This window comes from Labrys sp. 22185 (assembly GCF_052045555.1).
In the GTDB taxonomy this organism is placed as follows: domain Bacteria; phylum Pseudomonadota; class Alphaproteobacteria; order Rhizobiales; family Labraceae; genus Labrys; species Labrys neptuniae.
In genome coordinates, this window is record NZ_JBQEPH010000006.1 from 321,827 (window position 1) to 345,150 (window position 23,324).

23 protein-coding genes are annotated in these 23,324 nt (G+C 65.3%); 19 read left to right on the forward strand and 4 right to left on the reverse strand.

Annotated elements, in window-relative coordinates; genetic code table 11:
* Positions 1-4 precede the first annotated feature (4 nt).
* Both ACTJKX_RS15195 and ACTJKX_RS15200 read right to left on the reverse strand, forming a co-directional pair.
* Positions 5-1,378, reverse strand: coding sequence for a sensor histidine kinase (locus tag ACTJKX_RS15195; protein ID WP_440725760.1), 1,374 nt, complete (start codon positions 1,376-1,378; stop codon positions 5-7).
* Positions 1,365-2,030 (reverse strand): response regulator, encoded by a 666-nt coding sequence (locus ACTJKX_RS15200; protein ID WP_440725761.1) that lies wholly within the window; start codon positions 2,028-2,030, stop codon positions 1,365-1,367. The genes ACTJKX_RS15195 and ACTJKX_RS15200 overlap by 14 nt, the downstream gene beginning before the upstream one ends.
* 178 nt (positions 2,031-2,208) lie before the next feature.
* Here ACTJKX_RS15200 and ACTJKX_RS15205 point away from each other — a divergent pair, with 178 nt between their 5' ends.
* From ACTJKX_RS15205 to ACTJKX_RS15225, 5 genes are all read left to right on the forward strand, one after another.
* Positions 2,209-2,961 carry an ABC transporter ATP-binding protein gene (locus ACTJKX_RS15205; RefSeq protein ID WP_311944627.1) on the forward strand — a complete coding sequence of 251 codons (753 nt, stop codon included), beginning with the start codon at positions 2,209-2,211 and terminating at the stop codon, positions 2,959-2,961.
* 16 nt (positions 2,962-2,977) lie between these two features.
* Positions 2,978-3,844 carry an ABC transporter permease gene (locus ACTJKX_RS15210; protein ID WP_440725762.1) on the forward strand — a complete coding sequence of 289 codons (867 nt, stop codon included), beginning with the start codon at positions 2,978-2,980 and terminating at the stop codon, positions 3,842-3,844.
* Positions 3,845-3,939: 95 nt separating this feature from the next.
* On the forward strand, positions 3,940-4,917 hold the full coding sequence (locus ACTJKX_RS15215) for an ABC transporter substrate-binding protein (protein WP_376717793.1): 978 nt from the start codon (positions 3,940-3,942) through the stop codon (positions 4,915-4,917).
* Between the two features lie 157 nt (positions 4,918-5,074).
* Complete coding sequence (locus ACTJKX_RS15220) at positions 5,075-5,755, forward strand: ankyrin repeat domain-containing protein (protein WP_440725763.1); 681 nt, start codon at positions 5,075-5,077, stop codon at positions 5,753-5,755.
* Positions 5,756-5,772: 17 nt separating this feature from the next.
* Positions 5,773-7,020 carry a cyanate transporter gene (locus ACTJKX_RS15225; RefSeq protein ID WP_440725764.1) on the forward strand — a complete coding sequence of 416 codons (1,248 nt, stop codon included), beginning with the start codon at positions 5,773-5,775 and terminating at the stop codon, positions 7,018-7,020.
* Between the two features lie 65 nt (positions 7,021-7,085).
* On the opposite strand, the gene fghA is transcribed toward ACTJKX_RS15225, so the two are convergent.
* Positions 7,086-7,922, reverse strand: a complete 837-nt coding sequence (gene fghA / locus ACTJKX_RS15230; protein WP_311944619.1) for an S-formylglutathione hydrolase — start codon at positions 7,920-7,922, stop codon at positions 7,086-7,088.
* A 219-nt stretch (positions 7,923-8,141) separates the two neighbouring features.
* Between fghA and ACTJKX_RS15235 the strand changes: the two genes are divergently transcribed.
* The 14 genes from ACTJKX_RS15235 (at position 8,142) to ACTJKX_RS15300 (ending at position 22,841) form a co-directional block, all read left to right on the forward strand.
* The gene (locus tag ACTJKX_RS15235; RefSeq protein WP_440725765.1) at positions 8,142-9,209 is read left to right on the forward strand and encodes a LacI family DNA-binding transcriptional regulator; all 1,068 of its coding nucleotides are present in this window, start codon (positions 8,142-8,144) and stop codon (positions 9,207-9,209) included.
* A 36-nt stretch (positions 9,210-9,245) separates the two neighbouring features.
* A complete protein-coding gene (locus ACTJKX_RS15240; RefSeq protein WP_440725766.1) occupies positions 9,246-9,998 on the forward strand; it encodes a transporter substrate-binding domain-containing protein in 753 nt (250 codons plus the stop codon).
* A 188-nt stretch (positions 9,999-10,186) separates the two neighbouring features.
* Positions 10,187-11,842 (forward strand): amino acid ABC transporter permease, encoded by a 1,656-nt coding sequence (locus tag ACTJKX_RS15245; RefSeq protein ID WP_440725767.1) that lies wholly within the window; start codon positions 10,187-10,189, stop codon positions 11,840-11,842.
* Positions 11,823-13,241: a GH1 family beta-glucosidase gene (locus tag ACTJKX_RS15250; RefSeq protein WP_440725768.1), complete on the forward strand. Its 1,419-nt coding sequence runs from the start codon at positions 11,823-11,825 to the stop codon at positions 13,239-13,241. The genes ACTJKX_RS15245 and ACTJKX_RS15250 overlap by 20 nt, the downstream gene beginning before the upstream one ends.
* 224 nt (positions 13,242-13,465) lie before the next feature.
* A complete protein-coding gene (locus tag ACTJKX_RS15255; protein ID WP_440725769.1) occupies positions 13,466-14,182 on the forward strand; it encodes an SDR family oxidoreductase in 717 nt (238 codons plus the stop codon).
* 148 nt (positions 14,183-14,330) lie between these two features.
* Positions 14,331-15,812 carry a MocR-like pyridoxine biosynthesis transcription factor PdxR gene (gene pdxR, locus ACTJKX_RS15260; protein ID WP_440725770.1) on the forward strand — a complete coding sequence of 494 codons (1,482 nt, stop codon included), beginning with the start codon at positions 14,331-14,333 and terminating at the stop codon, positions 15,810-15,812.
* A gap of 215 nt (positions 15,813-16,027) precedes the next feature.
* Complete coding sequence (locus ACTJKX_RS15265) at positions 16,028-16,798, forward strand: ABC transporter ATP-binding protein (RefSeq protein ID WP_367626739.1); 771 nt, start codon at positions 16,028-16,030, stop codon at positions 16,796-16,798.
* A gap of 40 nt (positions 16,799-16,838) precedes the next feature.
* Positions 16,839-17,636, forward strand: a complete 798-nt coding sequence (locus tag ACTJKX_RS15270) for a transporter substrate-binding domain-containing protein (protein WP_311944605.1) — start codon at positions 16,839-16,841, stop codon at positions 17,634-17,636.
* 113 nt (positions 17,637-17,749) lie between these two features.
* Positions 17,750-18,448 carry an ABC transporter permease gene (locus tag ACTJKX_RS15275; RefSeq protein ID WP_311944603.1) on the forward strand — a complete coding sequence of 233 codons (699 nt, stop codon included), beginning with the start codon at positions 17,750-17,752 and terminating at the stop codon, positions 18,446-18,448.
* Positions 18,445-19,176 (forward strand): ABC transporter permease, encoded by a 732-nt coding sequence (locus tag ACTJKX_RS15280; RefSeq protein WP_415080487.1) that lies wholly within the window; start codon positions 18,445-18,447, stop codon positions 19,174-19,176. The genes ACTJKX_RS15275 and ACTJKX_RS15280 overlap by 4 nt, the downstream gene beginning before the upstream one ends.
* Positions 19,163-19,972 (forward strand): inositol monophosphatase family protein, encoded by an 810-nt coding sequence (locus ACTJKX_RS15285; protein ID WP_311944599.1) that lies wholly within the window; start codon positions 19,163-19,165, stop codon positions 19,970-19,972. Before ACTJKX_RS15280 ends, ACTJKX_RS15285 begins: the two co-directional genes overlap by 14 nt.
* Before the next feature lie 19 nt (positions 19,973-19,991).
* Positions 19,992-21,257 carry a cysteine desulfurase-like protein gene (locus tag ACTJKX_RS15290; RefSeq protein ID WP_440725771.1) on the forward strand — a complete coding sequence of 422 codons (1,266 nt, stop codon included), beginning with the start codon at positions 19,992-19,994 and terminating at the stop codon, positions 21,255-21,257.
* 15 nt (positions 21,258-21,272) lie between these two features.
* Positions 21,273-22,382, forward strand: a complete 1,110-nt coding sequence (locus ACTJKX_RS15295) for an aminotransferase class I/II-fold pyridoxal phosphate-dependent enzyme (protein WP_440725772.1) — start codon at positions 21,273-21,275, stop codon at positions 22,380-22,382.
* 12 nt (positions 22,383-22,394) lie between these two features.
* Positions 22,395-22,841 (forward strand): NUDIX hydrolase, encoded by a 447-nt coding sequence (locus ACTJKX_RS15300; RefSeq protein ID WP_440725773.1) that lies wholly within the window; start codon positions 22,395-22,397, stop codon positions 22,839-22,841.
* An 83-nt stretch (positions 22,842-22,924) separates the two neighbouring features.
* On the opposite strand, the gene ACTJKX_RS15305 is transcribed toward ACTJKX_RS15300, so the two are convergent.
* Positions 22,925-23,324, reverse strand: a 400-nt coding sequence (locus ACTJKX_RS15305; protein ID WP_440725774.1) for a transposase, incomplete at its 5' end; no start/stop codon positions are given.

The window sequence follows — 23,324 nt, forward strand, 5'->3', positions numbered from 1 at the left end:
GCGGTCATTTGCGCGACACCGAAAGGCACAGGCGCACCACCGTGAGCCCGTCCTCCTCGGTGAATTCCAGGGCACCGCCATGGGCGCGTGCGACCTCGTCGGCAATCGCCAGACCGAGCCCTGACCCCGCGGATCGCTCACCCTTCTGGAAAGGGGCGACGAGGCTCCCCCTTTCTTCCTGAGGGAAGCCTTCGCCATCGTCCCGCACCTCGATCCAGGCCCGGTCGCCCACCTGGCCGACCACCACGGTGAGGCGACTGCTTGCACCATGGACCAGGGCGTTGTCGATCAGATTGGCCAGCGCCTCGCGCAGGCTGATGGCATCGCCCTCGATGACAGGTGGCGGAACAGCGTGCTCGAAGGCGATATCGACCTCTCGTGCCAGCGAGAGGGGCACGGATTTCGCGAGCGTCGCCTTGGCGAGTTCGTTGAGATCGATCGGCGAGGTCTGCGCCGCATCCGCGCGATGGACGACCATGGCGTGGTCGAGAAGCTGCCGGGTCAGGCGGGCCAGCTCGGTTGTCCGTTCCCGAACGCGCGACAAATGTTCGGCCCGCCGCTTCGCATCCTGCGGTCCCGAAAGCAGCTCGACCTGAGCATCGAGCGCCGCCAGGGGTGTGCGGATCTGATGCGCCGCGTCGGCGATGAAACGCTGCATCAGCGCCATCCGTTCGGACAACCGGCGCATGAAATCATCGATGGCCTGGACGAGGTTGCGGATCTCGGCGGGACGCCCGGCCCGGATCGGACGCAAATCGTCGGGCCGCCTCTCCACGATCTCCTGTTCGATCAAAGCCAGCGGCTTCAGGCCGAAGCGAACGGCGAACCCTACCGCCAGCAATGCCAGCACGCTCATCGCTGCGATCACGGCAAGCGCCTTCAGGGTAAGGTCACGTGCCAGAGCGGTACGGGCATTGACAGTCTGTGCGACGATGATCGTGGCCCACTGTCCGGCGTCCTTGTCGTCGATCCGGCGCGCGATGGTGGCGATCCGTACCGGCTGGTTCTGGTAATGCCCCTCCTCCAGCACGATGCCGCTGCGCATCGCGGCCGGAGTGGCAGACGACGCCAGGTCCTCGTAACCCGCCACGATCACGCCGCGCGGGTCGACGACCTTGTAGTAGACCAGGTCATAGGCCGAGAGCGTCGAAAAGGCCGCCACCGGCGGATCGAGCGCCACGACCCCGCCCTGCACATAGACGTTCTCGGCCACCTGGATGGTGGCCCCGCTCAGCAGCCGGTCATAGGCTTGCTGGGCCGCGATCGAGGCATATTGCCAGGCGGCCAACCCCAGCACGACGGCTCCCGCCGACAACACCGCCGAAAGAACGGCGATGATGCGGATGCGCAGCGACAGGCGGAGATCACCGCGTTGCAAGCCGGTAACCCAATCCCCGCAGGGTCTGGATCTCGACCGGAGATCCCGTCAGCTTGCGCCTCAGGCGGGCGACGAACTGCTCCACCGCGTTGGGGCTCGGATCCTGGTCGAAATTGAAGAGCTGTTCGACGAGTTCTTCCTTTGGCACGATCCGCTCGGGCCGGATCGCCAGGATTTCAAGCACCGTCAATTCGCGCCGGGTGAGGTTGAGCGGCCTGTCGCCGATGCTGGCGACCCGCCCGGCCCGGTCGATCGCGAGAGAGCCCACGCGCAGCATATTGTCGGGCAGGCCGGCGCTCCGGCGCAACAAGGCGCGGGCCCTGGCCTCGAACTCGCGAAAATCGAAGGGCTTGGTCAGATAGTCGTCGGCACCGAGATCCAGGGTATCGACCCGGGCATCCACAGCCGAGCGGGCCGTGATCACCAGCACCGGCATCTTGGCCCGCCGCGCCCGCAATTTCCTCAGGAGCTCGAGCCCGTCCTCGCCCGGCAGGCTGAGGTCGAGCACCACCAGGTCATAGGCCTGGACCTCCAAGAGCTCGGAGGCCGTGCGGCCATTGTCCTCCCAATCGACGGCGTGCCCCATCGCCTCCAGCCGCGCCACCACGGCCTCGGCAATATCGGCAGTGTCTTCGACGACCAAAACGCGCAAGGCGGCTCCGCAGCGACAGAGGCAGGTCCCAAGATTCAGGTTCCTGGAGTCAGTTCCAAGTCTTCCTGGAGTCAGTTCCAAGTCAGCTTCGAGTGCTAGGCCTATCGCAAGCGCCAATAGTGCGCAAGAAAGCCATCCAAGGGAGGAAAGTTTGCCCGCTTCGCCGAGCCCCAGCGCCATGACACCACTTTTGTCGGTGAAGGACGTGACGCTGCAATACAAGACACCGGACGCCCTCGTCACCGCCACCAGGCGCGTTTCCTTCGATGTCTATCCCTCCGACCGCTTCGTGCTCCTGGGCCCGTCAGGCTGCGGCAAATCCACCATCCTCAAGGCGATCGGCGGCTATCTGACGCCCGTCGAAGGCAGCATCAGCCTGAAAGGGACCGACGTCACCGAACCCGGTCCCGACAGGATGATGGTGTTCCAGGAATTCGACCAGCTCCTGCCCTGGAAGACCGTGCGCGAAAACGTCGTCTTCGCCCTGACGTCGAGCCGGCGGGTGCCGGTTGCCGAGGCCGCCGAGCGCGCCCGTTCCTATATCGACAAGGTCGGGCTGACGAAGTTCATCGATTCCTATCCGCATATGCTGTCCGGCGGCATGAAGCAGCGCGTGGCGATCGCCCGCGGCATGGCGATGGAGCCCGACGTGCTGCTGATGGACGAGCCCTTTGCTGCCCTCGATGCCCTGACGCGCCGCAAGATGCAGGACGAATTGCTGCGGCTATGGGACGACACCCGCTTCACCGTGCTTTTCGTGACCCACTCCATCGAGGAAGCCATCCGCATCGGCACGCGCATCCTGCTGCTTTCGCCCCATCCCGGGGAGGTCAAGGCCGAGCTCAACAGCGTGCCGCCCGAAGAGATGGGTACCGGCACGCAGGCCGCGCTCGAAACCCGCATCAACGACATGCTCTTTGCCGCGCATTGAGCCGGGGATCCCAGACATGACCGATCTTCTCAGCTTCCGTCCCGACATCATCCGGGAAGTCCATTCGGGCAGTGCTCCCGTCGTCGCCAAATCCCTCGGCATCGCCGAACGGCTCTATCGGCTCGGCTTCGTGCGCAAGGGCCTGATCCTCGCCGTGCTGGCCCTGGCATGGGAAGCCTATGGGCGCTGGCTCGGCAACCCCCTGCTGTTTCCGACCTTTGGCGAGACGGTGCAGGCCTTCCTCGCCAATATCGCCAACGGCATCATTCCCGAGCGCATGCTGGTATCGCTGCAGACGCTCCTCATCGGCTATGCCATCGGCATCGGACTTGCCGCCCTGCTGACCACCCTGGCGATCGGTTCGCGCATCGGGGCGGATCTTCTGGAAACGCTGACTTCCATGTTCAACCCCTTGCCCGCGATCGCGCTGCTGCCGCTGGCCCTGATCTGGTTCGGCCTGGGCACGGGCAGCATCATCTTCGTGCTCGTCCACTCCGTGTTATGGGCCATCGCGCTCAACACCCATGCCGGCTTTCGCGCCGTCTCCAACACGCTGCGCATGGTCGGCCTCAATTATGGCCTGCGCAATCTGAGGCTGGTGCGTCTCATCCTGATCCCGGCCGCCTTCCCCGCCATCCTGACCGGCCTCAAGGTCGGCTGGGCCTTTGCCTGGCGCACCCTGATTGCCGCCGAGCTCGTCTTCGGCGTTTCCTCCGGCTCCGGCGGACTGGGCTGGTTCATCTACGAAAACCGCAACCAGCTCGAAACGGCCAATGTCTTCGCCGGCCTGTTCACCGTGATCCTGATCGGCCTGTTCGTCGAGAACGTCATCTTCGCCACCATCGAGCGCAGGACGATCCGGCGCTGGGGCATGCAGCACTGAACCACCACCAACCGACAAAGCCGGAACGGCTCATCCATCAGGGAGGATTCTTCATGACATTCAAACGCTGGCTCAGGACAGCCCTGGCCATTGCAATGCTCGCGCCGGCTCTGGCATCGGGCAGTGCGCAAGCCGAGGTGAGCGAGGTCCGCATCTCCAAGGGTTTCGGCATCCTCTACCTGCCGCTGATCGTGATGCAGGACCAGCAATTGCTCGAAAAGCGCGCCAAGGCCGCCGGCCTCGGCGACGTCAAGGTCACCTGGCTGATGCTGGACGGCGGCAACGTCATCAACGACGCCATGATGGCAGGCACGCTCGACTTCGCCGGCACCGGCGCGCCCGGTTTCGTCACCTTGTGGGCGAAAGCCAAGGGCATCCCGAATGTCGAGGTGGTCGGCGTCTCCGGCATGAGCTCGACCTCGCTCTGGCTCAACACCAACAAGCCGGAGATCAAGAAGCTGGAAGACTTCACCTCAGCGGACAAGATCGCCCTGCCCGGCATCAAGACCTCGCTCTCCGCCGTGGTTCTGCAGATGATCGCCGCCAAGGAGTTCGGCCCGGAGAACTACGCCAAGCTCGATCCGGCCACCGTCAGCCTGCCACATCCGGAGGCAGTCACCGCCCTGATCGGCGGCAAGACGGAGATCCGGGCTCATTTCACCTCGCCGCCCTTCCAATATATCGAGGCCAAGGCGCCCGGCGTCCACCGTGTGCTCAGCTCGGTCGATTATCTGGGCAACATCACGCTCGACGTCACCTTCGCGCCGAAGAAGTTCGTCGATGCCAATCCCAAGATGACCCAGGCCTTCATCGATGCCATGGATGATGCCAACCAGTTGATCGCCAAGGACAAGAAGCTGGCGGCGGAGATCTTCACCCGGAGCTCGAAGGTGAAGGTCGACGTGTCCGAGGTCCAGCAGATGCTCGAGGACCCGGATGCGCGCTTCTCCACCACACCCCAGGGCGTGATGCAGTTCGCCGACTTCATGCACCGGGCCGGTACCATCAAGGTCAAGCCCGCCCAGTGGAGCGACATGTTCGTGCCGCAGCTCGCCGGCCGTTCCGGCAGTTGACGACCAGCCGCCGGCCTTTGTGACTCGTACGGGCGACAAATGACAGGCCTGGTTGATGCCAGGCCTGTCATTTGCATTTCCAATAGCCGCCATGGAGACATTTAATTTCCAAATGACCAAACGGGGAGATACGCATGGCCCCGGTAGGAGGCCGGCTATGCGCAGACCCTTGTCCAAACGCAATGTCCTGATCATCGTGGCGGGAACCATTCTCATCTCCATCGCATCGCAAGGCGTCCCGGCAAAAGCCGCGCCATCCGCCCTCATCGCTGCGGCCGAACGTGGTGACCTGCCCGCGGTCAAGGCCCTGGCTCCTGGCGTTTCACTGGAGGAGCGGGACGGCAACCGCCGCACGGCCCTGCTGGCAGCGGTCCAGGGCAATCACGTCGCGGTCGCCCGCCACCTCATCGAAGCCGGTGCCGACGTCAACGCCAAGGACGCCATTGAGGACAGCCCCTATCTGCTGGCCGGCGCACGCGGATATCTCGACATTCTGCGGCTGACGCTGTCCCATGGAGCCGATCTCAAGAGCACCAATCGCTATGGCGGCACCGCCCTGATCCCGGCCTCCGAACGGGGGCATGTCGACACGGTACGGGCTTTGATCGAGGCCGGCGTGAACGTCGATCACGTCAACAGGCTCGGCTGGACCGCCCTGCTGGAAGCCATCATTCTCAGCGATGGCGGGCCGCGCCATGTCGAGATCGTCAGGCTTCTCATCGCCGCGGGAGCCAACGTCAATCTCGCCGACAAGGACGGCGTCACGCCGTTGCAGCATGCCCGGCAGCGGCGCTATCGCGAGATCACCGCCTTGCTCGAAGCCGCCGGCGCGCGCTGATCGCCCCCTGATTGATCATGCCCCGAACGCCCCCCCAATCCTCCGCCCCGTCTTCGCCCTTGGTCCTGCTGTCCCTGGTGGTGCTGATCGGGCTCAACCTGCGCCCCTTCCTGACCGGGCCGGGTCCCCTGATCGCACGCATCGAGGCCGATACGGGCCTGAGCTATGGCGGCATCGCCATGCTCACGCTGCTGCCCATGCTGCTGATGGGTCTCGGCGCCTTCCTGGTGCCCGGGCTGCAGGCCAGGATCGGCACCAGACGGGGCATGCTGTGGGCGCTCTGCCTTCTCCTCCTGGGATCGCTGCTCAGGCTCTGGTCTGCTGGCGGGTTCTCCCTGATTCTGACAGCGGCCCTGTGCGGCGCGGGCGTCGCCTTCATCCAGGCAGCCTTTCCGGGCATCATCAAGCAGGGCTTCCCGCACAAGGTGGCCGCCGTCACCGGTCTCTATTCGGCGATGATCATGGGCGGCGGCGCCGTGGGCGCCCAGCTGACACCGGTCCTCGCCCATGGCGGACAGGATTGGCGATTTGCCTTGGCGTGGCTGGCGCTGCCGACGGCGGCAGCGCTGCTCTTGGCCTGGCGCGTGTTGGCGGATGGCAGGACGGCCCGACCCGACAAGGCCCTGGTGTCGCGCCTGCTTCATCGTCCGCGCAGCTGGCAGTTGATGGCCTGTTTCGGCCTGGTCAATGGCGGCTATTCCTCCATGGTTGCCTGGCTCGCCCCCTATATGCAGGGGCGCGGCTGGGGCATAGCGCAAAGCGGCAGCCTGGTCGCCATCATGGCCGTGGCGCAGGCCGTCGCCGCCCTGGTTCTGCCGATCCTGGCCTCGCGCAGCCGCGACCGGCGTCCCTGGCTCTATCTCACCCTCGCCATGCAGGCAGCGGGCTTCTGCGGTCTTGCCTTCCTGCCCGGCACCATGCCCTTGCTCTGGATCGCGCTGGGGGGCGCAGGGCTCGGCGGTTGCTTCTCCCTTTCGCTGGTGACGGCACTCGACCATCTGCCGCGCCCCGAGGAAGCTGGCGCCCTCGCCGCCCTGATGCAGGGCGGCGGCTTCCTCATCGCCGGCCTCGCTCCCCTGGCTATGGCTTTTCTGCACAGCTGGAGCGGCAGCTTCGTCGAGGGGTGGCTGATGCATCTCACCTGGGTGGCGATCGCCGCCCTCATCGCCACGCGTTTCGATCCGGCAGGCTACGCTGCTGCCATGGGAGCGGATGATAGGCCTGGGATCGGCACCGACCATCCATTGCGGTCGACGGGCGGCTGAAGCCACCCGACTGCGAAAGGAATGACGGAAGCGCCTGTTCTATGGCGCTGGCTACACCCCGTCCCTCACTTGCCGAGCCGCTCGGCATGCCAGGCGAGATGATCATCCATGAAGGTGGAGATGAAATTGTAGGAGTGGTCGTAACCCTCCTGCATGCGCAGGGTCAGCGCGATGCCGGCTTTGCTGCAGGCCTCCTCCAGCAGCCAGGGCCGCAGTCCTTCCTTGAGGAAGCCGTCCGCCGTGCCCTGATCGACCAGGAAGGCGTCGAAGCGGTGGCCATCGGCGATCAGGGCCGTGGCGTCATAGGGGCGCCAGGTCGCTTCATCGGCACCGAGGTATTTCTCCAGCGCCGGCTTCGACCAGCCGGCCGTGCTCGGCTGCACGATCGGCGCGAAGGCCGAGCAGCTCTTGTAGCGCTGCGGATGCTTCAGCGCGATGGTCAGCGCGCCGTGGCCGCCCATCGAATGGCCGAAGATCGACTGGCGCGCCATGTCGGCCGGGAAATGCTCGCCGATCAACGCCGGCAATTCCTGGGTGAGGTAGGAATACATCCGGTAGTTGCGGGCATAGGGTTCTTGCGTGGCGTCGAGATAGAAGCCGGCGCCGGAGCCGAACTGCCAATTGTCCTTCTCGTCCGGCACGCCTTCGCCGCGCGGGCTGGTGTCGGGGCAGACCACGATCAGGCCCAGCTCGGCGGCAAGGCGGCGATATTCGCCCTTGTCCATCACGTTCTGATGCGTGCAGGTCAGACCCGACAGGTACCAGAGCACCGGGCAGGCGCGCTCGGCGGCCTGGGGCGGCACGAAGACCGCGAAGGTCATCTCGCAATCGCAGCTCGACGAGGCATGGGAATAGACGCCCTGGATCCCGCCATGGGATCGCGAGGTGGAGATGGTCTTCATCGACAGGCCCTTCATTCAGAATCGAGCCGACCATAGCCACCTCGTCCCTTGCCCGTCGAGTTTCGAACCGGTTGCAGTCCCCGCGCTAAATGCCGCGGCGCCATCCGCGTGGATCACTCACAGCGTGTACACCTTTAAATAAAAACGTTTTTATTTTTATTGAAAACGTTTTTATTGGCTGATATCAAAATCCAACAATCGTCAAATCTGGAGGGGAGGATGGCCGAAAAATCATCGCAACCGCCGCGCCCCGCGCCGCCCACCATCAAGACGCTGGCTGACAGGACGGGCTATTCGATCGCCACCATCTCGAAGGCGCTGCGCGGCCATGCCGTGGTCGCGCCCGAGACGCGCGATGCCATTTTCAGGGCTGCGCAAGAGATCGGCTACCAGGCCAATACGCGTGGCATGGCGCTGCGCACCGGCAAGACCTATCAGGCCGCCGTACTGATGCCGGTGACGGCCGCCCCCGACTATGAGTGGGACGGCGTCGAATATACCCAGATCCTCAGCGGCATCAGCCAGGCCCTCGAAGGCAGTGATTACAGCCTCTCCGTCCATGTCATCCGCGATGCCGCCGATGGCTGCGAGGTCGCCCGCCGCATCGTCGAGCAGGGCCTCGCCGATGGCCTGATCTTCTCGGGGATTCTCGCCGACGACCCGCGCATCGACCTCCTGGTCGCTCGTGACTTTCCCTTCGTCTCGCTCGGGCGCTGCCGGAAGACGCTCGACTATGCCTATGTCGACATCGACAATGAATGGGCCGCCCACGCCGCCACGGCGAGGCTGATCGCCGGCGGACACCGGCGCATCGCCCTGGTCAATCCTCAAGCCCGCCTGTCCTACGCCATGGACAGGATCGACGGCTTCACACGTGCCTTTGCTGAGGCCGGCCAGCCTGCCTCGTCCGACCTGATCGTCGAGGGCGATCTTTCGACGGCGTTCGGCCGCAAGGCTGCGATCGAATTACTCGGGCGCGCCGACCCGCCGACCGCCTTCGTCTGTGTCAACGAATCGACCACGCTCGGCGTGCTCTCGGGCCTGGCCGGGCTCGGGCGCCGGGTCGGCACCGACATCGACGTCATCGCCTATGACGACATCAATGTCAGCGCCTATTTCACGCCGCCCGTGACCACCTTCTACCAGCCCATCGAGATCTGCGGACGGCTGCTCGGCCAATATCTGCTGGAGCGCATGGCCGGCGCCGCACCTCTCGCCTTGAAGCAGACTTTCAGGCCCGAGCTGGTGGTCCGCCAGCCGGACGATCGCGGCGGCCGCGGGAACTGACCCACAAAACCAACAAAACCAATGGAGGAGGAAACCATGAAAAAACTGAACGCGATCGCGGCTGCCCTGCTGTTGTCGGCCTTCGCCGGCGGGGCGCAGGCGGCCGACCTCGGCGGCAAGCTCCTGAAGGTCGGCTCCGACACCACCTCGCCGCCGATGGAGAGTGTCGATCCCGCCACCAACCAGATCGTCGGCTTCGACGTCGACGTGGTCAATGCGATCTGCACCAAGATCAACTGCAAGGCCGAATTCGTGACCACCGGCTGGGACGGCATTTTCGCCGCCCTCGACCAGGGCAGCTTCGATCTCGTCGCCTCGGGCGTGTCGATCACCGACGAGCGCAAGAAGGCGATGGATTTCTCCGATCCCTATATCGTCAACAGCCAGGCGATCCTGGTGCGCGTGGCCGACCAGGACATCTCGCTCGACGGCTTCAAGGGCAAGGCCAAGAAGCTCTCGGCCCAGGCCAACACCACCGATGCCCAAGTCGCCGAGAAGATCGTCGGCAAGGACAATGTCGTGGCCTATGACAGCTTCAGCGCCTCGGTCATCGCCCTCAAGAACAAGGATGTCGACGGCGTCGTCATCAACGGCGCCAACGCGCCGGCCTATGACCGCGAATTCGCCGGCGATCTCGTCGTCGGCATCAAGGGCCTGGAATCCGACCCGCTCGGCCTCGTCTTCCGCAAGGGCGACGACAATGTCGCGGCCTTCAACGAGGGGCTCAGCCAGATCAAGGCCGACGGCACGCTCGACAAGCTGATCGCCAAATATTGGGGCGCCAAATAGGGCCCTATCTCTCTGACGATAGGGTTCTCTTGGGAGCACGGACCTTCTACCGGTTGCACCGGGATAAGGAAAGGGAGCGACATTGGCCTGTCATCTCGCCCAATCCTGTTCCCAACGCCCATAGGCACCCTCGTCCGCGCTCCCAAAGAATCATCGAAACCACGATCGCCCCGGTGGGTGAGGACCGAATGGATACTCTCAGACGCATACGCCCCAGCAATCTGATCATTCTGACGGCCCTGCCCTTCATCATCTATCTGTTCTCGACCTCGCGCGACTATCAGCGCTCGTTGCGGGCGATCCTCGGCGTCGAGAACGGTTCGTCCGCCTTCGTGCCGGGCTTCGCAGCCCTGGCCATCGCCTTCACCATGGGCCTTGCCGTGCTGTTCTTCTCACGGGCCCATGCCTACCGGCCGCGCCTGGCCCTCACCGCCGCCGGCCTCAATCTCGCGGCCGCACTGGCGATCGCCCTCGGCGGCTTCAGCCATCCCTATCTCGCCTCCGTGCTCGCCAACGCCGTCGATCCCTTCACCTCGGCCCTGGTGGTGAAGGGCGTCACGCCCCGGCAACTCACCCCGGACGCCGATTTGATGCTGGGCCAGGTCGAAGCCTGGCTCCTGCCGGCCTATCTCGGCCTGACGCTGCTCGGCCTCGGCCTGTTCCTCGCGGGCGGGCGGCCGAGCGAGGAGCGCGAAACACCATTGCGGCGCGCCGGGCGCTGGATCCTCGGCCTCGTCAACGGCGTCGGCGCCGTCGGCCTGTTCTTCTTCGCCCATGTCGCCTTCGCGGCCGGCGTCGCCACCACCATCCGCGCCGCCGTCGCCGCCTATCTCCTCGCCGCCCTGCTCGGCCTCGTCTGGGTCGGCCTGCTGCAATTGCGCTACAGCGAGCGGGCCAGCCTGATCTTCGTCGCCCTCACTCTGGCGCTTGCCGTGGCCGCGGGTTGGTTCCTGATGCAGCCGCGCGACAGCTATGTCCTGGCCGGCACACTCGAAGGCAAGGTGGCGATCGTCGGCAATACGCCGTCCAGCCTGATCGCCTCGGTGCGCGAGGGTGACTTCCCCGGCGGGCCGAACGCCCCGGTGCCGGTGCGCAGCTTCGCCGGCGCCCCCGAGGCCCTGGCCGCCATCGCCAGGAAACAGGACGTGTCGGCAGCGCTCATCCCGGCCGCAGCTTTGCCCGCCGGCCTGCCGGTGCTCTGGCAGACCGAGCTCCTGAACGAGCGTGACCGTTCGGCCGGCATCACCTTCGCGGTGCTCGCCATCATCCTCGGCCTGCTCACCTTCGGCGGCCATCTCAATTTCCGCCACCCGCTCGCCATCGGCTCGGAGTTCATCGTCGACACCATCCGCGGCATCCCGATGCTGGTGATCGTGCTCTATATCGGCCTGCCGCTCAGCGGCGCGCTCAAGGATGCCACCCAGGGCGCCCTCGACCCGCCCAATCTGCTGCGCGGCATCGTCGCCATGGCCTTCGCCTATTCGGCCTATCTGGCGGAAATCTTCCGCTCCGGCATCAACGCCATCCCGATGGGGCAGATCGAAGCGGCCCGCAGCATCGGCCTGTCGCGCTGGAAGACGGCGCGGCTGGTGGTGCTGCCGCAGGCCTTCCGCATCATCATTCCGCCGCTCGGCAACGAGCTGATCGCCATCCTCAAGGACACCTCGCTGCTCTCCATCCTGTCGATCCGCGACATCACCCAGCGCATGCGCGAGTTCCAGTCGGCGAGCTTCCTGCCCTTCGCGCCCTACAACTCCGCCGCCATCTTCTACATCGTCCTGACCCTCGCCGCGGCGAGCCTGGTCAACACCATCGAGAGAAAATATGACATCAAGCATCGCTGAGAGCCGCAAGGCTCTCGAAGCCCGTGCCCGCGGCCTCGTCTTCCCCAAGGGCTTCGTCTTCGGCGCCGCCACGGCCGCCTACCAGATCGAGGGCGCCCACGACCTCGACGGCAAGAGTGAGAGCATCTGGGACCGTTTCTGCCGCAAGCCCGGCGTGATCACCGACGCCAGCAGCGGCGAGGTCGCCTGCGACCACTATCATCTGTGGCGCGAGGACATCGCGGTGATGAAGCGGCTTGGCCTCGACGCCTATCGCTTCTCCATCGCCTGGACGCGCATCCTGCCCGAGGGCACGGGCACGCCAAACGCCAAGGGGATCGCCTTTTACGACCGGCTGATCGACGGTCTGCTGGAAGCCGGGATCGAGCCCTACCTCACCCTCTATCACTGGGACCTGCCGCAAATGCTGCAGGATCGCGGCGGCTGGTACAACCGCGAGACCGCCGAGCATTTCGCCACCTACGCCTCGGTGATCGCCCGCGCCTTCGGCGACCGCGTCAAGCAATGGACCACGCTGAACGAGCCCTGGACCTTCTGCTGGTCGGGCCACGCCACCGGCGAGGACGCGCCGGGCCTTCATGACGGCACCAAGGGCGGCGTGACCGCCAGCCATCACGCTTTGCTCGGCCATGGCCTTGCCGTGCCGGCGGTGCGTGCCGAAGTGCCCGACGCCTCCGTCGGCATCGTCTTCGACCTCAACGTGGTCGAGCCGGCCAGCCCCGACCCGCGCGATGTCGCGGCCGCCCGGCGTTTCGACGGCGCCCAGAATCGCTGGTTCCTCGACGCCGTGTTCAAGGGAAGCTACCCCGAGGACATGCTGGCGCTCTACGGCCCGCTTCTGCCGGACATCCGCCCCGGCGACAATGCCATCATCGCCGCCCCGGTCGACTATCTCGGCGTCAACATTTACCGCCGCTCGGTGATCGCGGAGGGCGGCGAGCTCGCGCCGCTCAACTACAGGCGCGTGCGGCCCGAGGGCGTCTATTCCGCCGTCGACTACGAGATCTGGCCGCGCTGCATCTACGACGTCCTCCATTACGTCCACGCCAACTACCAGCCCAGGCGCATCCTGATTTCCGAGAACGGCGTGGCGACGGTATCCGAGACCGTGACCGCCGACGGCCGCGTCTGGGACGACCAGCGGGCGCTCTACTACGTCGACCACCTCGAACAGGTGGCCAAGGCCGCCGCCGATGGCGTGCCGGTCGAGGGCTATTTCGCCTGGACGCTGATGGACAATTTCGAATGGGCCTATGGCTACACCACCCCCTTCGGCATCACCCATGTCGATCTCGCAACCCAGGAGCGGCGGATCAAATATTCGGGCGAGGTCTACGCGCAGATCGCCAATGAGGCACAAAGCGCTGCGAAGCCGGCCCGGAGCCTTTCGCGTGCGTGAAGGCGGCCTGATTCATATGCGGCATGATCTCAGGATGGAGTGCGGGTATCCTTCCCCGACTTCGGGGAAGGTGTCGATGCGCAGCAGCGACGGAAGGGGGAGAGTGGCGCAGGTGGACCGGAATAAGTGCGGTCGCGCCACTCTACCCCGCCCGGCCCGGCTTAGCCGGTCCACCCTCCCCGAAACCGGGGAGGGATTCCCGCGCTTTCCCCGGCATGATCGAGATGTGTGAATTCGACAGCATCTCGGAAGGGGTCCCGACTCAGGGCACGGCACTGATCACCGGCGCCTCGCGAGGCCTCGGCCTGGCCCTTGCTCGGCACTATGCCGGGGCGGGCTGGCGGGTGATCGCCTGCATCCGCGCCGACACGCTGCCCCCCAATGAAGACAGGCTCGAATGGCGCCGTGTCGATGTCGCCTGCCCGGCCTCGATCGCCGAACTCGCCACCGGCCTTGCCGGCATACCGCTCGACGTGGTGATCAACAATGCCGCCATCCGCGGCGATACCGGCGGCCTTGCAACGCTCGATCCCGACGATTTCGTCGCGGTGATGCGCGTCAATGCCCTCGCCCCCCTGCTGGTGGTGCGGGCGCTATTGCCCAATCTGCGCATCGGACGCGGCAGGATCATCGCCAATATTTCAAGCCGTGCCGGTTCGATCGCCGAAGGCATGATCGGCGACGACGATGGTGACTATGCCTATCGCTGTTCCAAGGCGGCGCTCAACATGGCAAGCGCCAAGCTCGCGCTCGACCTCAGGAGCGACCGGATCACCGTGCTGGCGCTCCATCCCGGCTGGGTGCGGACCGATATGGGCGGCACGGGGGCCGAAGTCCCGGTGTCGAACAGCGCTGCGGCCCTGCACGACCTGATCGCTCGGGCCGCCTTGGCCGACAGCGGCAGTTTCCGCGCTTTCGATGGAAAAAGCATCGCCTGGTAGGACGGCGAGCCGTCTTTCATCGGATGAACCACGTCGCCGGGACGTGTGTAATCACTTGCATAGCGGAGCAGAACGGCCTGATATCGACGGTAGTCCACCGCCACCTTTATGAAACAATGCAACCTGGCCGGACGATCATCTCGCTGGGATGCCGATGGAAGTCTTCAACTATCCTGCCTGGAACCTGATCGCCTTAGAGCGTGGCTCCGCCATCCCCCTCTATCAGCAGCTCTTCGCCCAATTGCGCGGCCTGATCGCCGATGGACGGATCCCGCGCGGCGCGCGGCTGCCGCCGAGCCGCATGCTGTCGGATGAACTCGCCATCTCCCGCAACACAGTAGTGCTCGCCTATGAGAAGCTGGCGACGGAAGGCTATCTGCAGAAGCGGCTCGGCGCGGGCACTTTCGTGGAGCAGGTCTTTCCGGAGGATCACCTGCCACGCCCGCCCGTCGCGACGCCGGGGGGCGACGAGCGGCCTGCTCGCCCCTCCGCCCATGCCGAAGCGCTGCTCGCCCTCGACGTGCCGCCCGAGCGCATCGAGCGGTTCGGCCTCAGCCCGGGCATTCCCGCTCTCAACGAATTTCCCTACGAGGTTTTCGCCCGCCTTGCCGGGCAGCACTGGCGTGCCCATGCCGCCTCCCACACCGGCTACGACTATGCCCGGGCCACCCTGCCGCTCAGCCGTCAGATCGCCGCCTATCTGGAGGAGACACGCGGCATCGTCTGCCGCCCCGAGCAGGTCATCATCTTCTCCAGCACGGTGCAGGCGGCCGCCATGGCCGCCCACGTGCTGCTGAACCAGGGCGACCGCGTGCTGCTGGAGGATCCCGGCCATGTCACCCAACTGGCGACCCTCACGGCCTGCGGCCTGCGGGTCGAGCCCGTTCCCGTCGACGACGACGGTTTCGACATCGCGGCCCATGACCATGCCGGGTCACCGGCACGCCTTGCCATCGTCTCGGCTGTCGAACAATTCCCCTTCGGCTGCACCATGTCCGCCGCTCGCCGCCAGGCCCTGCTCGACTGGGCGGCGGCCAAAGACGGTTGGGTCCTAGAGGATGACTTCAACAGCGAGATCCGCTGGTCGGGCGCGCCCGTCCCGCCGCTCCATGCCGGCAATTCCGGCCGCGTGATCTATACCAGCTCCTTCAACCGGGTGCTGGCACCCGGCCTGAGGCTTGCCTATCTGGTTGCCCCTCAGGAGTTGATCGAGGCCTTCAAGCTGGCCCAGCGCATCTTCTCCTTCTATGCGCCGTTGCCGGACCAGGCTCTCGTCGCCGAATTCATGCGTTCGGGCCATCTGGCCTCGCATCTGCGGCGCATGCGGGCGATCTATCGCGAAAGAGCGGGGACGCTCGCGGACGGCCTGCGCAGCCATCTCGGCGGCGACTTCATCGTTCCGGACGTCAAGGCGGGGCTCCATCTCACCATCCGGTCGCCCCGGCCCTTTGACGATCGCGCCGTCTCGAAGCGACTGCTCGATCACGAAATGGATTGCCCGCCCCTCTCGCGCTATTGCCGCAGCGCGCTGAAGCGGCATGGCTTCGTGCTCGGCTTCGGCAACAATCCGGTCAAGCGCATTCGCCGCTATGCCGAAATCCTGGCCCGCACCATCGAAGAGCTCGGCTGAGCCTGCGCCCCGCGGCGGAATTGGACTGCATCGCCACCGGAAATTGGCTCTTGGGCACGGCCGGCAAGTCGCCCACTCTCGTGAAGGCCACCGCGCTGTAGCGTTTTGCGATTTGAAGGCGTCACCAAGAATCGCAAAGACGCGTCCAACCAAAGAGCCAGAGCAAACAAGCGTTCGCACTTGAACGCGTTCTGCTCTGGAGCATGGGAAATTCCATGGGGAATCAAGAACAAGTCGTGCTCAGCGCGACGGGTATTCGCAAGAGTTTCGGCACGCTGGAGGTGCTGAGCGGCGTCGATCTCACTGCCCGCACGCATGACGTCATCTCGATGATCGGTGCCTCCGGCTCGGGCAAGAGCACCTTCCTGCGCTGCATGAACCTCCTGGAAATCCCAAGCGCCGGCTCCATCGCCGTGGAGGGCGAGGAGATCACGCTCGACCGGCGCGGCGACCGCACCAAACTGAATGCCAGGCAGATCAACCGCCTGCGCAGCCGCATGGGCATGGTGTTCCAGAACTTCAATCTCTGGAGCCAGCTCACGGTGCTGGAGAACGTCACCATCGCGCCGATCAAGGTGCTCGGCCTGTCCAAACGCGAGGCGCTGGAACGGGGCGAGGCCTATCTCGCCAAGGTCGGCCTGTGGGAGAAGCGCTCGCATTATCCGGCCCATATCTCCGGCGGCCAGCAGCAGCGCGTCGCCATTGCGCGCGCCCTCGCCATGGAACCGCGGCTGATGCTGTTCGACGAGCCGACCTCGGCCCTCGATCCCGAACTGGTCGGCGAGGTGCTCGGCGTCATGCGCACCTTGGCCGAGGAAGGCCGCACCATGATCGTGGTCACCCATGAAATGGCCTTCGCCCGCGAGATCTCGGCCGAAGTCGTCTTCCTGCACAAGGGCGTGATCGAGGAGCGTGGCCCGCCGGCCGAGGTGTTCGGCGCCCCGAAATCCGAGCGCTGCCGCGCCTTTCTGCAGCGCGTGCTCTGACAAGACATCCAGAACTTCGAGAACAATGGAGGGGAATTCCATGAAGAAGATCACCATGCTCATGGCCGCCGGCGCCCTTGCCTGCCTGGCGACCATGGCTCAGGCCCGGGAACTTCGGGTCGGCAGCGAATGCACCTACCCGCCCTTCAACTTCAAGGATGCCAGCGGCACCCTGCAGGGCTTCGACGTCGATGTCGCCCGCGAAGTCGGCAAGCGCATCGGCGCCGACATCAGCTTCGTCTGCCAGCCCTTCGACTCGCTGATCCCGGCGCTGATGGCGGGCAAGTTCGACCTGCTGGCCGCCAGCATGTCGATTACCGCCGAGCGCAAGAAGAGCATCGAGTTCAGCCTGCCCTACCGCTCCTCCACCGCCCGCTTCATCGCGGCCAAAGGCTCCAGCCTCGCCCCGCTGACGGCGGACGGCAAGGCCAACCCGGATGGGATCAAGGGCAAGGCGATCGCCATCCAGCGCTCCTCGACCTATGAGAAATACATGCGCGACAAGTTCCCCGACGCGGACATCGTGCTCTACGACACCGTCGACAACATGCTGCTGGATCTCACCTCCAAGCGCGTCGACCTGGTGTTTGCCGGGCCGATCAAGCTCGCCCAGGACTTCCTCGATAAGCCGCGCGGCAAGGACTACGCCTTTGTCGGCCCCGAGATCAACGACGTGGAGTTCTTCGGGCCCGGCGTTGGCATCGGCCTGAGGAAGGACGATGCCAAGCTGCGCGACGAGGTCGACGGCGCCCTGAAGGCGATGTTCGCCGACGGCGCCTTCAAGGCCATCAACGACAAATACTGGTCGTTCAGCGTGCTGCCGGCGGCGACCCAGTAGGGCTCCGTTCGCAGACAGATAGACGTCATCCCCTTCCTCCCTCTCGCTTCGCTCGCGAGCGGCTCAATCGGGGATGACGCTCCCTCCAACCCCGCTGTCGGAGCGCGTTGGCCATGGATTTCTTCTTGGGCTGGGGGACGCAGATCGCCTTCGGCTTGCTGGTGACCATCGAGGTCGCGGTGCTCTCGCTACTTCTCGGCTTCGTCTGGGCCATGCTGGGGGCGCTGGCACAACTATCCTCCAACGCCTTCCTGCGCGGCCTCGGCCGGGGCTTTGCCGTGGTCGTGCGCGGCACGCCCGAACTCCTGATCATTCTGATCGTCTATTTCGGCGGCACCGTTGCGCTGACGGCCTTGATGAAGGCCATCCGTCCCGACGCCGCCTATGTCGAGATTCCGGCGCTGCCCGCCGGCGTCTTCGCGCTCAGCCTGGTCTTCGGCGGCTATGCCTCCGAGGTGCTGCGAGGCGCCTTCCTGGCTCTCCCGAAAGGCGAGGTCGAGGCGGCCCAGGCCTTCGGCATGTCGTCCCTGACCAGCTTCATCCATATCCGCCTGCCCCTGATGTGGCGCTACGCCCTGCCGGGCCTCGGCAACAACTGGATCTCCCTGATCAAGGACACCTCGCTGATCTCGATCGTCGGCCTGGAGGAGATCATGCGCGTCAGCTCCATGGCGACCTCGGTGGCCGGGGACCCCTTCCGGTTCTACGTCATCGCCGCCTTCGCCTATCTCATCCTGACCATCGTCAACACCTCGGCGGTGGACGCCCTCGAGCGCTGGGCCGCGCGCGGCGAAAGGAAGCTCGCGCAATGAACTTCGATCTCATGCTCGAAAGTCTGCCGGCCCTGCTCAAGGGCACGGCGATCACGCTGCAGCTCCTGGCCGCTTCGCTCGCCTGCGGCATGCTCATTGCCATTCCGGTGGCAATCCTGCGCATCAACGGCAATGGCGTGGTGCGCCTGATCCTGCATTGCTACATCTATTTCTTCCGGGGCACGCCGCTGCTGGTCCAGATCTTCCTGGTCTATTACGGCCTCGCCCAATTCGATGTGGTGCGCGACAGCGCCCTCTGGCCCTATCTGCGCCAGGCCTCGGTCTGCGCCATCCTCACCTTCAGCCTGAACACCGCAGCCTATACCGCCTATATCCTGCGCGGCGCCATCCAGGCCGTGCCGGCGGGCGAGATCGAGGCAGCCCGGGCCTGCGGTATGTCGACGGCGCTGGCCTATCGCAGCATCATCCTGCCCCATGCCTTCCGCCTGGCCTTGCCGGCCTATGGCAACGAGGTCGTCAGCATGCTGAAGTCGACCTCGCTCGCCAGCACCATCACCGTAATGGAGCTCACCGGCGTCGCCAACACCATCGTGGCGCGCACCTTCGCGCCCTATGAGCTCTTCATCACCGCCGCGCTGATCTACCTCGTCATCACCTATGTCCTCACCTCGGCCCTGCGTGCCCTGGAGCATCGGCTGAGCCGGCATAGGCGTCCCCTCGTCCAGACACATCCCAACCTTGCCGAAAGCTCCCATGCAGCGACCTGATCTCGAAGCCTTCACCACCTTCGCCGGCACCCTCGCCGACGCCAGCGGCGCCATCATCCGCGAGGCCCTCGCCAATCAGCGCGATTTTCTTACCAAGGACGATGCCAGCCCGGTCACCGAGATCGATCGGCGGGTCGAAACCGCGCTGCGCGCCCAGATCGCCCAGCAATACCCTCAACACGGCATTCTCGGCGAGGAATTCGAACCGGCCGATCTCGATGCCGAATGGGTCTGGGTGATCGACCCCATCGACGGCACCAAGGCCTTCATCACCGGCATCCCGACCTTCGGCACCCTGGTCGCCCTCGCTTTTCGCGGCGTGCCGGTGCTCGGCGTGATCGACAACCCCGTCACCCGTGAACGCTGGATCGGCGCCGACGGCATTCCCAGCACGCTGAACGGCAAGCCAATCCGCACGCGCGCCTGCACCGAACTGGCAAACGCCATCCTGGCCAATGGCAATCCCGAGCCCTTCGACGCGGCCGAACAGGCTGCGTTCCAGGATCTGCGCAGCCAGACACGCTGGTGCGTCTATGGCGGCGGCTGCCATGCCTATGGCCGCGTCGCCGATGGCGCGCTCGACATCAGCACCGATGGCGGCCTCGACGCCTTCGACTATTGCGCGCTGGTCCCGATCGTCCGCAATGCCGGCGGCGTCATCAGCACCTGGCAGGGCGAGGAACTGACCATCCGCTCCGGCCGCCAGGCCATTGCCGCCAGCGCCACGCCGGCCTTGCACGAGCAGGTGCTCGCCCGCCTGTCCACGCGGGCTCCCGCTTTGCGCGCCAGCCGCTGACGCCAGGAAGGATTTGACCGTGACCACAAGCCCTTGGGACATCCAGGCCGTTCGGGCGACCTTCCCGGCGCTCTCGCTCCGCGACGACGGCAAGCCACGCATCTATCTCGACGCACCCGGTGGCTCGCAGGTACCGCGTCGCGTCGTCGAGGCGATGACGCGCGTGCTGGTCGACAGCTGCGCCAACGAAGGCGGTCCCTTCCGCACCTCGCAGGATAGCGATCATATCCTCGCCGGAGCCTATCAGGCAGGCGCAGCCCTGCTCGGCGCGGCGGCTGACGAGATCGTATACGGGCTGAACAGCACCTCGCTGCTCTTCCATTTCTCGCGCATGATCGCGCGCGACTGGCAGGAAGGCGACGAGATCGTCCTCACTCGCATGGACCATGACGGCAATGTCGGCCCCTGGCTGATCGCCGCCGAGGAACGCGGCGTCACTGTGCGCTGGCTCGATTTCGATCCGGAGACCTACGAATATCGCTATGAGGCGCTCGACCGGCTGATCGGGCCACGCACCCGGCTGGTGGCCTGCAACCATGCCAGCAACATGTTCGGCACCATCAACGACGTCGCCCGCATCGTCGCCGCCGGCAAGGCGGTGGGCGCGGTGACCATGGTGGATGCGGTGCAGTCGACCCCGCATATTCCGGTCGACGTCAAGGCGATCGGCTGCGACCTCCTCGCCTGCTCGGCCTATAAATTCTTCGGCCCCCATGCCGGCGTGCTCTATGTCCGGGCCGACCTGCGCGACAGGTTGGTCCCCCTCAAGGTCCGTCCTGCCTCGACCGACATGCCCTGGCGTCTTGCGCCGGGCACGCCGTCCTTCGAGGCACTCGCCGGCACGCAGGCCGCCATCGAGCACATGGCCTGGCTCGGCGAGGCCTTCGGCGGCGTGGAGGCTAGCCAGCCGCTGCGGACCCGGATCGTAGCCGGCCTGCAAGCCGCCACCGCCTATGAAGCCGGGCTGATGGACCGCTTCCTGGCCGGCCTCGCCGACATCGAAGGGCTCAAGCTCTTCGGCATCGCCAGCCACAACCGGCTCGATGCGCGCGTGCCGACCTTCAGCTTCCGCCTGGAAAGCCGGACACCGCAGGCGACCATGGAGCACCTTGCTGCCCAGAACATCTTCGGCTGGGCCGGCGATTTCTATGCGCATGAGGCGTCGAGTGCCCTCGGCCTGCGCGAGAGCGGCGGCGTCGCCCGCCTCGGCCTGTCGCACTACACCAGCATGGCAGAGGTCGATGCCACCCTCGATGCCCTCGCCCGCCTCGCGGCGAAATCCTGAGCGGGAGAGACTGCGATGAAATATGCCCGCATGGTGATCGAGAAGGAGGCGCCGGAGGAATATGGCTATGACCGTATTCGCTACAACCTCTCAGAGAGCTCGGTCCGCGACAGGAAACTCTCCGATTTCGGCCTCGATATTCCCGATCTCACGCTGTTCTATGGCGAACATCGCGGTGAGGAGCGCCTGCGCCGCCTGATCGCCTCGCAGGCTGAAGGCCTCTCGCCCGACGATGTACTCGTCACCGCGGGCGCGGCCGGCGCCCTGTTCATCATCGCCACGACATTGCTGTCGCCGAGCGACCATCTCGTCGTGGTCAGGCCCAATTACGCCACCAATATCGAGACGCCCCGTGCCATCGGCTGCACGATCACCTATGTCGATCTCGATTTCGACCAGGGCTTTGCGCTCGATCTCGTCAAGCTGGCGGAGGCCATACGGCCGCAGACCCGCTATGTCAGCGTGACCTGCCCGCATAATCCGACCGGCACCATGCTGAGCCGGGCCGAACTCGAAGGGCTGATCGCCCTGGTCGAGCAGGCCGGCTGCAAGCTGCTGGTCGATGAGACCTATCGCGACCTCAGCCATGGCGGGATCCTGCCGGTGGCGGCCTCGCTGAGCCCGGCCGCCATCAGCGTCTCCTCGCTCTCCAAGGCCTATGGCGTGCCGGGCATCCGCGTCGGCTGGATCATCACGCGCGACGCCGAGCTGCAGGAGCGCTTCCTCGCCGCCAAGGAACAGATCGGCATCTGCGGCAGCGTGGTGGACGAATGGATCGCCGGCAGCGTGCTCGAACAACGCGGCCCTTTTCTCGAGGAACAGGCCGGATTGATCGCCGACCGCCTCGCCATCATGCGCGACTGGATCGCGGGCGACCCCAAGCTCGAATGGGTGGAGCCCAAGGGCGGCGTGGTCTGCTTTCCTCGCTTCCGCCATCAGGCTGGCTTCGACTTCGACGCCTTCTACAAGGATCTGCTGGAGAGCTTCGGCACCTATGTCGGTCCCGGGCACTGGTTCGAAATGCCACGCAACCATCTGCGCATCGGCTTTGCCTATCCGCTCGAGGACGAGCTGAAGCAGGGCCTGGCGCAGATCTCGGCCGCCATCCGCAAACACGGCGCCTGAGCGGGGGCGGCGATGGCGAAGCCGAGGGGCAGGAATCAAAAGGCGCTGACAAGCGGCACCCCGCTTCGGCAGGTCGCCGCCCTGCCTTTTCGCCGGCGCAAGGGCGGCGGCATCGAGGTGCTGGTGCTCACCTCGCGTCAGACCCGCCGCTTCATCATTCCCAAAGGCTGGGCCGAGGGCCCCAAGACCTGGAAATGGGCCGAGCGCGAAGCTCTGGAGGAAGCCGGCATCCTCGGCAAGATCAAGCGCAAGCCGATCGGCCAATATCGCTATTGGAAGCGCTTCAAGAGCCATTTCGGCATGGTGGAGGTCGACGTCTATCCGCTGAAGGTCGAAAACGAACTCGAAAGCTGGCCCGAGGAGACCCAGCGTTTGCGCAAATGGCTCTCACCGGAGGACGCCGCCCTGCTGATCGACGAGCCCCAACTGGTCGCGCTCATACGCAAATTCGCGCGCTGAACGGCCGAGCCAGCATCCCTGTGCCTGCGCAGCCGAGCAAACCAGCTTTGCGTTGACGCAAGGTCTAGAGCATCGTGCCGATATTATGAAGCATATCCTGCATCCTTGAAGTAGTTTTGACATTCGCGTGGCTCGAAGAGTTTGCAGATGTCGTGGAGGGCTTTGAACAGGGTATCGAAGGTTCGAGCTGCGGCTTTTCGCAAATGCGCCTTGAGCTTGGAGAAGGCCATTTCGATGGGGTTCAGGTCTGGCGAGTACTGCGGCAGGAACAGCATCCAGGCCCCGCGCGCCCGGATAAGGGCTTCGGCCTTTGCACTTTTGTGGACACTGAGATTGTCGAGGATAACGATGTCGCCAGGCCGCAAGGTCGGCGCCAGCTGGGTTTCGACATAGACATTGAAGGCGGCACGATCCATCGCGCCCTTGATCACCCAAGGAGCGCTCAGCCCTTGGTGACGCAGGCCCGCGATCAGGGTCTGGGTC

Bases quoted from the DNA above. Each gene is read 5' to 3' on its own strand.
- ACTJKX_RS15300 (WP_440725773.1), top strand. From the start codon at position 22,395: ATGGCGAAGCCGAGGGGCAGGAATCAAAAGGCGCTGACAAGCGGCACC.
- ACTJKX_RS15275 (WP_311944603.1), top strand. From the start codon at position 17,750: ATGGATTTCTTCTTGGGCTGGGGGACGCAGATCGCCTTCGGCTTGCTG.
- ACTJKX_RS15220 (WP_440725763.1), top strand. From the start codon at position 5,075: ATGCGCAGACCCTTGTCCAAACGCAATGTCCTGATCATCGTGGCGGGA.
- ACTJKX_RS15270 (WP_311944605.1), top strand. From the start codon at position 16,839: ATGAAGAAGATCACCATGCTCATGGCCGCCGGCGCCCTTGCCTGCCTG.
- ACTJKX_RS15245 (WP_440725767.1), top strand. From the start codon at position 10,187: ATGGATACTCTCAGACGCATACGCCCCAGCAATCTGATCATTCTGACG.
- fghA (WP_311944619.1), bottom strand. From the start codon at position 7,922: ATGAAGACCATCTCCACCTCGCGATCCCATGGCGGGATCCAGGGCGTC.
- ACTJKX_RS15295 (WP_440725772.1), top strand. From the start codon at position 21,273: ATGAAATATGCCCGCATGGTGATCGAGAAGGAGGCGCCGGAGGAATAT.
- ACTJKX_RS15205 (WP_311944627.1), top strand. From the start codon at position 2,209: ATGACACCACTTTTGTCGGTGAAGGACGTGACGCTGCAATACAAGACA.
- ACTJKX_RS15235 (WP_440725765.1), top strand. From the start codon at position 8,142: ATGGCCGAAAAATCATCGCAACCGCCGCGCCCCGCGCCGCCCACCATC.
- ACTJKX_RS15240 (WP_440725766.1), top strand. From the start codon at position 9,246: ATGAAAAAACTGAACGCGATCGCGGCTGCCCTGCTGTTGTCGGCCTTC.
- ACTJKX_RS15285 (WP_311944599.1), top strand. From the start codon at position 19,163: ATGCAGCGACCTGATCTCGAAGCCTTCACCACCTTCGCCGGCACCCTC.
- ACTJKX_RS15265 (WP_367626739.1), top strand. From the start codon at position 16,028: ATGGGGAATCAAGAACAAGTCGTGCTCAGCGCGACGGGTATTCGCAAG.
- ACTJKX_RS15210 (WP_440725762.1), top strand. From the start codon at position 2,978: ATGACCGATCTTCTCAGCTTCCGTCCCGACATCATCCGGGAAGTCCAT.
- ACTJKX_RS15250 (WP_440725768.1), top strand. From the start codon at position 11,823: ATGACATCAAGCATCGCTGAGAGCCGCAAGGCTCTCGAAGCCCGTGCC.
- ACTJKX_RS15215 (WP_376717793.1), top strand. From the start codon at position 3,940: ATGCTCGCGCCGGCTCTGGCATCGGGCAGTGCGCAAGCCGAGGTGAGC.
- ACTJKX_RS15225 (WP_440725764.1), top strand. From the start codon at position 5,773: ATGCCCCGAACGCCCCCCCAATCCTCCGCCCCGTCTTCGCCCTTGGTC.
- pdxR (WP_440725770.1), top strand. From the start codon at position 14,331: ATGCCGATGGAAGTCTTCAACTATCCTGCCTGGAACCTGATCGCCTTA.
- ACTJKX_RS15255 (WP_440725769.1), top strand. From the start codon at position 13,466: ATGTGTGAATTCGACAGCATCTCGGAAGGGGTCCCGACTCAGGGCACG.
- ACTJKX_RS15280 (WP_415080487.1), top strand. From the start codon at position 18,445: ATGAACTTCGATCTCATGCTCGAAAGTCTGCCGGCCCTGCTCAAGGGC.